We start from the raw sequence: 8,776 nt of genomic DNA, 5'->3' as shown, positions 1-8,776 counted from the left end.
CCTCACGCTCGGCCCCGAAAGCGTCGAGGGCGCGCACGCACTGCTCATGGACCACGAGCGGGTCGGCCACAGCGCCGGCATGCACCTGGTGGCCCGGGGCCGTCGGCGCATCGGCGTCGTGGTGCCCCAGGAGGCCGGTCTCGAGGTCTATTCCAAGCCTCGTCTCGAGGGTGTCTGCCGCGCCGTGGACGGCACGGACGCGTCGGTGACCGAGCTGCCGCTGGCCTACGACGAGGAAGCGGCGGCGCAGCTCGCGGCGCGCTGGCCGTCCCTGGGCCTGGACTCCGTGTTCGCGTACAACGACGAGTACGCGATGCTGTTGATGCGGGCCTTTCAGGACGAGGGCATCGGCATCCCGGACGACACGGCCGTCATCGGCGCCGACGACCTGATGTTCGGCCGGCTGCTGCGCCCCCGTCTGAGCACCGTCCACCTGGAGCTCCCGTCCGGACGGGAGCTCGCCGAGCTGGTCGACCGCGCGGTGCGCGAGCCCGCCGTCGCGACGGAGGAGCACGAGGTGCTGGGAGCGAGGGTCGTGCACCGAGAATCGAGCTGAACACCTGGGAGGCGCGACATGCGGACGACGGTCGGCATCATCGGGGGTGGCCCCGCCGGTCTGTTGCTGGCCCGGTTACTGCACCGGGCCGGGATCGACTGCGTCGTCCTGGAGAGCAGGACCCGCGCGTACGTCGAGCAGCGGCAGCGCGCCGGAATGCTGGAGCAGGGCACGGTGGACGCGCTGCGCGAATGCGGTGCCGCCGACCGGCTGGAGACCGAGGGCCTGGTCCACCACGGCATCGAGCTGCGCTTCGACCGCGAGCGCCACCACATCGACTTCCCGGTGCTCACCGGCGGCCGCACCGTGACGATCTACGCCCAGACGGAGATCGTGAAGGACCTCGTCGCACTCCAACTCGCCGACGGACCACCCCTGTTCTTCGAGGCCGAGGCCCTCGCCATCGAGAACGCGGTCGAGGAACCGGGGGGCGACACACCAGTCGTACGCTTTGTGCACGAGGGCCGCGAACAGACCCTCACCTGCGACTACGTGGTCGGCTGCGACGGTTTCCACGGCATCGCCCGCGACACGATCCCGGCCGCGGTGAGCCGTACGTACGAGCACGACTACCCCTACTCCTGGCTCGGGATCCTGGCCGATGTGCCGCCCTCCTGCGAGGAGTTGATCTACGCGCGCGGCAAGGGAGGCTTCGCGCTGCACAGCATGCGCTCGACCTCCGTGTCGCGGTTGTATCTGCAGGTTCCGAACGGCACCGACCCGGACGACTGGCCCGACGAGCGCATCTGGGACGAGCTCGACGCACGCTTCGCGATCGACGGCGACTGGCGGCTGGAGCGCGGACCGATCACCGCCAAGTCCGTGACGTCGATGCGGAGTCACGTCCACGAGCCGATGCGCCACGGACGGCTCTTCCTGGCGGGGGACGCCGCGCACATCGTGCCGCCGACGGGCGCCAAGGGACTGAACCTGGCCGTGTCCGACGTCCGTGTCCTGGCCCGCGGCTTCGCCGAGCTCCACCGCTCCGGATCGGATCAACTTCTCGACCGGTACTCGGAGTTGTGCCTCGACCGGGTCTGGCAGGCCACGCGTTTCTCGTACGACATGACCAGGATGCTGCACGCCCAGCCGGACGGGGACGCCTTCGAGGACCGGATGCAGCTCGCGCGGCTGCGCCGGATCACGGCATCCCGCGCGGCGGCCGCCGAACTGGCCGTGAACTACACGGGACTTCCGCTCCCGCCGTGAGCCCCCTCGGTGATCACTGATTCACCGATCGCCGCCTCCGGCACCGGCGCCCGGTTCGGCGCGAGGCCGATCCGGAGGCCTTCTCCGACCCGAGGTGGGCGCCGGTGCACGGGGATGTGGCGGTTACTCGGCCTGCTGCTCGGCGGCCTGCTGCTCCGCGACGGACTTGCGTACCTCGTCCATGTCCAGCTTCCGGGCCTGCCCGATGACGTCCGTCAGAGCGGCCTCGGGGAGCGCCCCGGGCTGGGCGAAGATCGCCACCTGGTCACGGACGATCATCAGCGTCGGAATCGACTGGATGTTGAAGGCCGCGGCCAGCTCCGGCTGCGCCTCCGTGTCGACCTTGCCGAAGACCAGGTCGGGGTTGGCCTCCGCCGCCTTCTCGTAGACCGGGGCGAACTGCCGGCACGGGCCGCACCAGGACGCCCAGAAGTCGATCAGGACGAATTCGTTGTCCATGACCAACTGGTCGAAGTTGTCCTTGGTGAGCTCCACGGTGCTGCTCATGGCGTTGAATCCCTCTTCCTGGGGTCGGGGCGTAGCCGCTGTGCACAACGGCGCCGATCGGCGGCGTATTCCGCGCACGTACCCGTGTGGCCACGGCCCACACCAACCACCAGACTGACCCCATGACGGAATCGGAATCCATCGCATACGACATCGTGGTGCTCGGGGCCGGGCCCGTGGGGGAGAACGTCGCCGACCGCGCCCGCGCGGCCGGCCTCTCCACCGCGGTCGTGGAGAGCGAACTGGTCGGCGGAGAGTGCTCGTACTGGGCCTGCATGCCAAGCAAGGCACTGCTGCGCCCGGTCATCGCCCGTGCGGACGCGCGCCGCGTGCCGGGCCTGCGCCAGTCCGTGCAGGGCCCCCTCGACGCCACCGCGGTCCTCGCCCACCGCGACTACTACACCTCCCACTGGAAGGACGACGGCCAGGTCGGATGGCTCGACGGCATCGGAGCCGTCCTCTACCGCGGGCACGGCCGGCTCGACGGCGCCCGCCGGGTCACGGTCGACGGACCCGACGGGGAGCGGCACGTGCTCACCGCCCGGCACGCCGTGGCCGTCTGCACCGGCAGCCGCGCCGTCCTGCCCGACCTGCCGGGAATCGCCGAGGTCAAAGCGTGGACCAGCCGTGAGGCCACCAGCGCGTCCGCCGTGCCGGGCCGCCTCGTGGTGGTGGGCGGCGGGGTCGTCGGCACCGAGATGGCCACCGCCTGGCAGGCCCTCGGCTCCCAGGTCACGGTCCTCGTCCGGGGCAAGGGCCTGCTGCCCCGCATGGAGCCCTTCGCCGGGGAACTGGTCGCCGAGGCGCTCGCGGAGGCGGGTGCGGACGTCCGCACCGGCACGTCGGTCGAATCGGTGACACGGAACGGTTCGACAGTCGTGGTCACCACGGACAAGGGCGACCGCATCGAGGCCGACGAGATCCTCTTCGCCACCGGCCGCGCCCCGCGCACCGACGACCTCGGCCTCGACACGATCGGCCTGGAGCCCGGCTCCTGGCTCACCGTCGACGACAGCTGCCGGGTCACAGGCAGCGAATGGCTGTACGCGGTCGGCGATGTCAACCACCGGGCCCTGCTCACACATCAGGGCAAGTACCAGGCCCGTATCGCGGGCGCCGCCATCGCCGCCCGCGCGGCCGGTGTACCCCTCCTGGAGAGCGACCCCTGGGGCGCCCACTCCGCGACCGCAGATCACGCGGCCGTACCCCAGGTCGTCTTCACCGACCCGGAGGCCGCCTCGGTCGGTCTCTCCCTCGCCGAGGCGGAACAGGCGGGCCACCGCGTCCGCGCGGTCGACGTCGACCTGTCCACGGTCGCCGGCGCGGGCCTCTACGCCGACGGCTACCGCGGTCGCGCCCGCATGGTCGTCGACCTCGACGCCGAAATCCTCCGCGGCGTCACCTTCGCCGGTCCCGGCGTCGGCGAACTGATCCACTCCGCCACGATCGCGGTCGCGGGTGAGGTCCCGGTGAGCCGGTTGTGGCATGCGGTGCCGTCGTATCCGACGGTGAGCGAGGTGTGGCTGCGGCTGCTGGAGGCGTACCGGGACGCGTAGCGCTCCGCTGGGGCGCGCGGTTTGTCTGCGGGTCGGTTGTGGCTGGTCGCTCCCCCACTCTCGGCTTCTCCCCCACTCTCGGCTTCGCTCGAGCGGGGGACCCCCATGAGCGGGGGACCCCCATGAGCGGGGGACCCCCATGAGCGGGGGGACCCCCATGAGCGGGGGACCCCCATGAGCGGGGGGACCCCATCGCGGCGGAGCCGCAGATCGATACCGCCCCGCGCCCCTTCAGGGCGCGGCCGGACCTGCACCGGAATTCACCGGTCCCGCTTGGTCGGCGGTGGTTGGGGCGTATGCGCTGCCTTGGTTCAGGTCTCCTCGGTCAGTTCGAAACCGAGTTCCTCGGCCGCCTGCTTCGGCGTCGGCTGGGCCCACCGCTCCGCCGCCGCCTGGTTCGTGGACAGGGAACGGAGTTCGGCGCGGTCCACGTAGAGGGTGCCGTTCAGATGGTCCGTCTCGTGCTGGACGATGCGGGCCGGCCAGCCGGTGAACAACTCGTCCACGGGTCGGCCGTGTTCATCGAGGGCTCGGAGGCGTACCTGGAGGGGCCGGGCCACCACCGCCTGCCAGCCCGGCACGCTCAGACAGCCCTCGAAGAACGCTGAGCGGGCGGCGCCCACGGGCTCGTACGTCGGATTGACCAGGACACGGAAGGGCAGCGGCACTCGGCCGCGCACCTCGCGGATCTCGTCCGGAACCGGCGCCGGGTCCTCGATGACCGCGAGGCGCAGTGGTACGCCGACCTGGGGTGCGGCCAGCCCGACGCCAGGCGCCGCGTGCATCGTGGCGCGGAGAGCGGCGATGAAGCGGGCCAGGAGCGCCGGGTCCAGCTGCCCTTCGAAGGGCTCGGCCGCGCGGCGCAGCACCGGGTCACCGGCGGCGACGATCGGCAACGGGCCGGTGTGGGAGAGGAGTTCCTCCACCTGCTCGCTGAGGGGCGTGGGATCACTGGGGGATGCCATCGCGTCAGCATGCCAAGAGAGGTCGCGGTGCGCGAGGCGGCTCTCTGGCGGGGCGTGCCGCACACGGCCACGGCACCGGCCATGGAACGCAAGGACGAAAGGCGGCCTGCGACGTGACCCACGCCACGCGCAGCCCTGGGAACTCATCGCCCCGGCCCACCGACCTCTGGAGCGCAACGGCCGAGTCCGGCCCGTCCCCTGCCCCACCGGAGAAGCCAGCCGATGTCCACCGCTCCCGCCACCGCCACGGACGAGTCCCCGGAATCGTCCCCGCAATCCGCCGCCCCCTCCGCGAAACGCGCCCTCTGGTCGCCGCTGCGACCCCTGGTGCTGCGGCTGCACTTCTACGCCGGGGTGCTCGTCGCCCCCTTCCTGTTGATCGCCGCCACGACCGGCCTGCTGTACGCGGCGTCGTTCCAGGCCGAGAAGATCGTGTACGCCCATGAGCTGACCGTCCCCGTCGGTGAACGCGAACTGCCCGTCTCCGAGCAGGTGGCCGCCGCCCGCGAGGCCCATCCGGAGGGCACTGTCTCCGCCGTACGCCCCTCACCGGAGGAGGGCGCGACCACCAGGGTGCTGCTGTCCGGAGTCCCGGGTGTCGGTGCCGACCGCATGCTGGCCGTCTTCGTCGACCCGTACACGGGGAAGGTGCGCGGGGCCCTGGAGCAGTACGGCTCCACCGGTGCGCTGCCGCTGCGGACCTGGATAGACGAGCTGCACCGTGATCTGCACCTCGGCGAGACCGGCCGGCTCTACAGCGAACTCGCCGCCAGCTGGCTGTGGGTGATCTCGGCGGGCGGCCTCGTGCTGTGGTTCGGCCGCCGTCGTACGCAGCGGAAGGTGCGCGGCACCACCGGCCGCCGCCGCACGCTCGGTCTGCACGGCACGGTCGGCGTCTGGGCGGCGGCCGGGTTCTTCTTCCTCTCGGCGACGGGCCTGACGTGGTCGGCGTACGCCGGAGCGAACATCGACGAACTGCGCACCTCGCTCGGTCAGGCCACCCCGTCGGTGTCGGCGTCCGCGGGCGGTGAGCACTCCGGCCACGGGTCCGCCGCATCCTCGGCCGACGGAGGTGCCGAGCACGGCGTCGGCCTCGACAAGGTGCTGGCGACCGCGCGAGCGGAGGGCCTGGGCGATCCGGTGGAGGTCGTCCCGCCCGCCGACGCCTCGTCCGCGTACGTCGTGCGGCAGGTCCAGCGCAGCTGGCCCACCAAGCAGGACGCGGTCGCCGTGGACCCGACGTCCGGCGAGGTGACCGACACGGTGCGCTTCGCCGACCACCCGGTGCTGGCGAAGCTGACCCGCTGGGGCATCGACGCGCACACCGGAATCCTGTTCGGCATCGTCAACCAGATCGCGCTGATGGGCCTCGCTCTCGGCCTGATCCTGCTGATCCTGTGGGGTTACCGCATGTGGTGGCAGCGCGGCCGCGCCACCGCCTTCGGCCGTCCCGTCCCGCGCGGCTCCTGGCAGCAGGTCCCGGCGTACGTCCTCGTCCCGCTGATGGCGGCCGTCGCCGTCCTCGGCTACTTCGTACCGCTCCTCGGCATCCCGCTGGCCGCCTTCGTCGCCGTGGACGTGACATTGGGCGAGATCGCGTACCGACGCGGCAGGCGGAGCTACGAGGGCTTTCGTCCGGCACGCCGAGAGAACGCACCGGACACCGCGGGCACCACACGGGACTTTCGAAGCATCCCTTAGGCGCGGCGCCTTCGTGCCGCCCCTGTCGCCCTCGCTGCCCCTGCGGTGTCTGCCGTGCCGCCCTGGCAGGGCGGCTATGGGCGAGCCAGCTCGGTGTTGGCCCGCTCGGTGACGAGTGCCAGTACTCGGCCGGCCGTTGCCAGGTCCTCGGCCGGAATGCCCGCGTAGATCCGGGCGGAGACCGCGTTCGTCTCGGAGTTGACCCGCTCGTACAGCTCTCGGCCGACGTTCGTGATGCGCAGCAGGGGCTTCTCCGACCGAACCTCTTCGATCAGATTCGCCGTCGTCAGCTCGTCGATGGTGTCCTGTGCGGCGGACTCCTCGACCTTCAGCGAGCCGGTCACGGCGGCCACCAGCTGGTCACGCCCGATGGATTCGTCGTCGGCGACAGCGACGAGCCTGAGGGTGACCAACTGGCTGAACGTGGTGCCGGTACGGGCCAGCACGCGCTCCAGGACGGCACGGCCCGCATAGTGGGCCAGGCCGATGACCCGGCCGTTGACGGTGGGTGCGGTGGGTGCGGTGGGTGCGGTGGGTGCGGTGGATGTGGTGCTGGTCATGGCTGCTCCGTCTCGTTCTCGGTCAGTGGATCAAGAGGTACGTCGAGCAGGGTCGCCAGCTCACGGCTGAACGCCTCGGTGCGCTGACCGTCGAGGCCTCCCAGGGGCGCGAGCAGCTGCTCCATAAGCCCCCGCACGATCTTGATCGCTCGGCGGGTGACCTCGCGCCCCTGCTCGGTGAGCGACAGCTGCACGGCGCGCGGATCGGCGGGGTCCCGGGTGCGCTCGACGAGCCCGGCGGCCTCCAGGGCCCGGGCGAGTTTCGACACGTACAGCGCTTCGAGCCCCGTGTGGTCGGCGAGTTGGCGCTGGCTCGGGCGGTGTCCGGCCCGGTGCATGCCGTACAGCGAGGCCACCAGCGAGTACTGCGCATGGGTGAGGCCCAGGGGTGCCACCGCCCGGTCCACGGCCACGCGCCACTTCATCGACAGGCGCCAGACCAGGAAACCGGGCGTCGCGCCCTCGGGATTCGCACTCATGACAGATACAGTACATGGCTACTATGTACATGGCTGCTATTTTGCCTCGACTGAGTCAAGTGACCGTCGACGTGCGGGTGGATGGACTGACGGCGAGTCCTTCACGGGGCTAGGTTGTGGGCCATGAGCAATCTTGATCGCGACCCGGTTCCCGCCCTGTGCGGTGGCCGGGGTTTCGTGGTGGCGGAGCCGGTGCGTGAACTCCTCAGTCCCCGCCGGGTCAAGCTCGGCGAGTCCAGCGAAGTCCGTCGCCTGCTGCCCAACCTGGGCAGGCGCATGGTGGGCGCCTGGTGCTTCGTCGATCACTACGGCCCCGACGACATCGCCGACGAGCCCGGCATGCAGGTGCCGCCGCATCCGCACATGGGCCTGCAGACTGTCAGCTGGCTGCACGAGGGGGAGGTGCTGCACCGCGACTCCACGGGCAGCCTCCAGACGATCCGACCGCGCGAGCTGGGTCTGATGACGTCCGGGCGGGCCATCAGCCACTCCGAGGAGAGCCCCAAGTCGCACGCCCGCTTTTTGCACGGGGCGCAGCTGTGGGTCGCTCTGCCCGACAGCGACCGCCACACCGACCCGCGTTTCGAGCACCATGCCGAACTGCCCGTCCTCACCGCCCCCGGTCTGCGGGCCACGCTCATCCTGGGCGGCGTCGACGGCGCCGCCTCACCCGGTACGACCTACACCCCGATCGTCGGCGCCGACCTGGCCCTCACCCACGGAGCCGACGTACGCCTGCCGCTGGAGCCGGACTTCGAGTACGCCGTGCTGTCCATGTCCGGCGAGGCGCACGTGGATGGCGTACCGGTGCTGCCCGGCTCCATGCTGTACCTCGGCTGCGGCCGCTCCGAACTGCCCCTGCGCGCCGAGTCGGACGCGGGCCTCATGCTCATCGGCGGCGAGCCGTTCGAGGAGGAACTGATCATGTGGTGGAACTTCATCGGACGGTCCCAGACGGACATCGAGCAGGCCCGCGCCGACTGGATGGCCGGATCCCGCTTCGGTGACGTACTGGGCTACGACGGTGCCCCGCTGCCCGCTCCCGAACTGCCGCCGGTGCCGCTGAAACCGCGCGGCAGGGTGCGCTGACCCGGGAAGATCCACTCCGATCCAGTCGGGTGGCGGAGGTATCCGGGTCACACCCAGGTCACCTCCGCCGTCCTCGACCCTCCGCTGTCGGCGGCCACGCGCTGGGAGCTCAGCCGCCGGTCACGCCAAGGGCGTCCGACCACGCTACCGACCG

General features: G+C 71.2%; 9 protein-coding genes. 5 read left to right on the top strand and 4 right to left on the bottom strand.

All coding sequences use genetic code 11. From position 1 onward, the window contains the following. Positions 1-556 (top strand): substrate-binding domain-containing protein (locus ACTWQR_RS54755; protein WP_443234846.1); only part of this gene is annotated, 556 nt, incomplete at its 5' end. 18 nt (positions 557-574) lie between these two features. Continuing rightward, complete coding sequence (locus ACTWQR_RS54750; protein WP_443234845.1) at positions 575-1,765, top strand: 4-hydroxybenzoate 3-monooxygenase; 1,191 nt, start codon at positions 575-577, stop codon at positions 1,763-1,765. Between the two features lie 123 nt (positions 1,766-1,888). On the opposite strand, the gene trxA is transcribed toward ACTWQR_RS54750, so the two are convergent. Then, entirely contained in the window at positions 1,889-2,272 is a 384-nt protein-coding gene (gene trxA / locus ACTWQR_RS54745; RefSeq protein ID WP_443234844.1) for a thioredoxin, read from the bottom strand. Positions 2,273-2,394: 122 nt separating this feature from the next. Here trxA and ACTWQR_RS54740 point away from each other — a divergent pair, with 122 nt between their 5' ends. After that, entirely contained in the window at positions 2,395-3,828 is a 1,434-nt protein-coding gene (locus ACTWQR_RS54740; protein ID WP_443234843.1) for a dihydrolipoyl dehydrogenase family protein, read from the top strand. A gap of 311 nt (positions 3,829-4,139) precedes the next feature. Here ACTWQR_RS54740 and ACTWQR_RS54735 read toward each other — a convergent pair whose 3' ends face one another. After that, entirely contained in the window at positions 4,140-4,793 is a 654-nt protein-coding gene (locus ACTWQR_RS54735; RefSeq protein ID WP_443234842.1) for a peptide deformylase, read from the bottom strand. A gap of 222 nt (positions 4,794-5,015) precedes the next feature. On the opposite strand from ACTWQR_RS54735, the gene ACTWQR_RS54730 reads away from it, so the two are divergent. Then, on the top strand, positions 5,016-6,494 hold the full coding sequence (locus tag ACTWQR_RS54730; RefSeq protein ID WP_443234841.1) for a PepSY-associated TM helix domain-containing protein: 1,479 nt from the start codon (positions 5,016-5,018) through the stop codon (positions 6,492-6,494). Between the two features lie 74 nt (positions 6,495-6,568). On the opposite strand, the gene ACTWQR_RS54725 is transcribed toward ACTWQR_RS54730, so the two are convergent. Then, the gene (locus tag ACTWQR_RS54725) at positions 6,569-7,054 is read right to left on the bottom strand and encodes a MarR family transcriptional regulator (RefSeq protein ID WP_443234840.1); all 486 of its coding nucleotides are present in this window, start codon (positions 7,052-7,054) and stop codon (positions 6,569-6,571) included. Continuing rightward, complete coding sequence (locus tag ACTWQR_RS54720) at positions 7,051-7,533, bottom strand: MarR family winged helix-turn-helix transcriptional regulator (protein WP_443234839.1); 483 nt, start codon at positions 7,531-7,533, stop codon at positions 7,051-7,053. Before ACTWQR_RS54720 ends, ACTWQR_RS54725 begins: the two co-directional genes overlap by 4 nt. Positions 7,534-7,656: 123 nt before the next feature. Between ACTWQR_RS54720 and ACTWQR_RS54715 the strand changes: the two genes are divergently transcribed. Beyond that, complete coding sequence (locus tag ACTWQR_RS54715) at positions 7,657-8,622, top strand: pirin family protein (protein WP_443234838.1); 966 nt, start codon at positions 7,657-7,659, stop codon at positions 8,620-8,622. Positions 8,623-8,776 lie beyond the last annotated feature (154 nt).

This window comes from Streptomyces sp. 2A115 (genome assembly GCF_052245575.1).
Classification (GTDB): domain Bacteria; phylum Actinomycetota; class Actinomycetes; order Streptomycetales; family Streptomycetaceae; genus Streptomyces.
The sequence above is the reverse complement of the archived record's forward strand: the minus strand, read 5'-3'. Positions and strand labels throughout refer to the sequence as shown.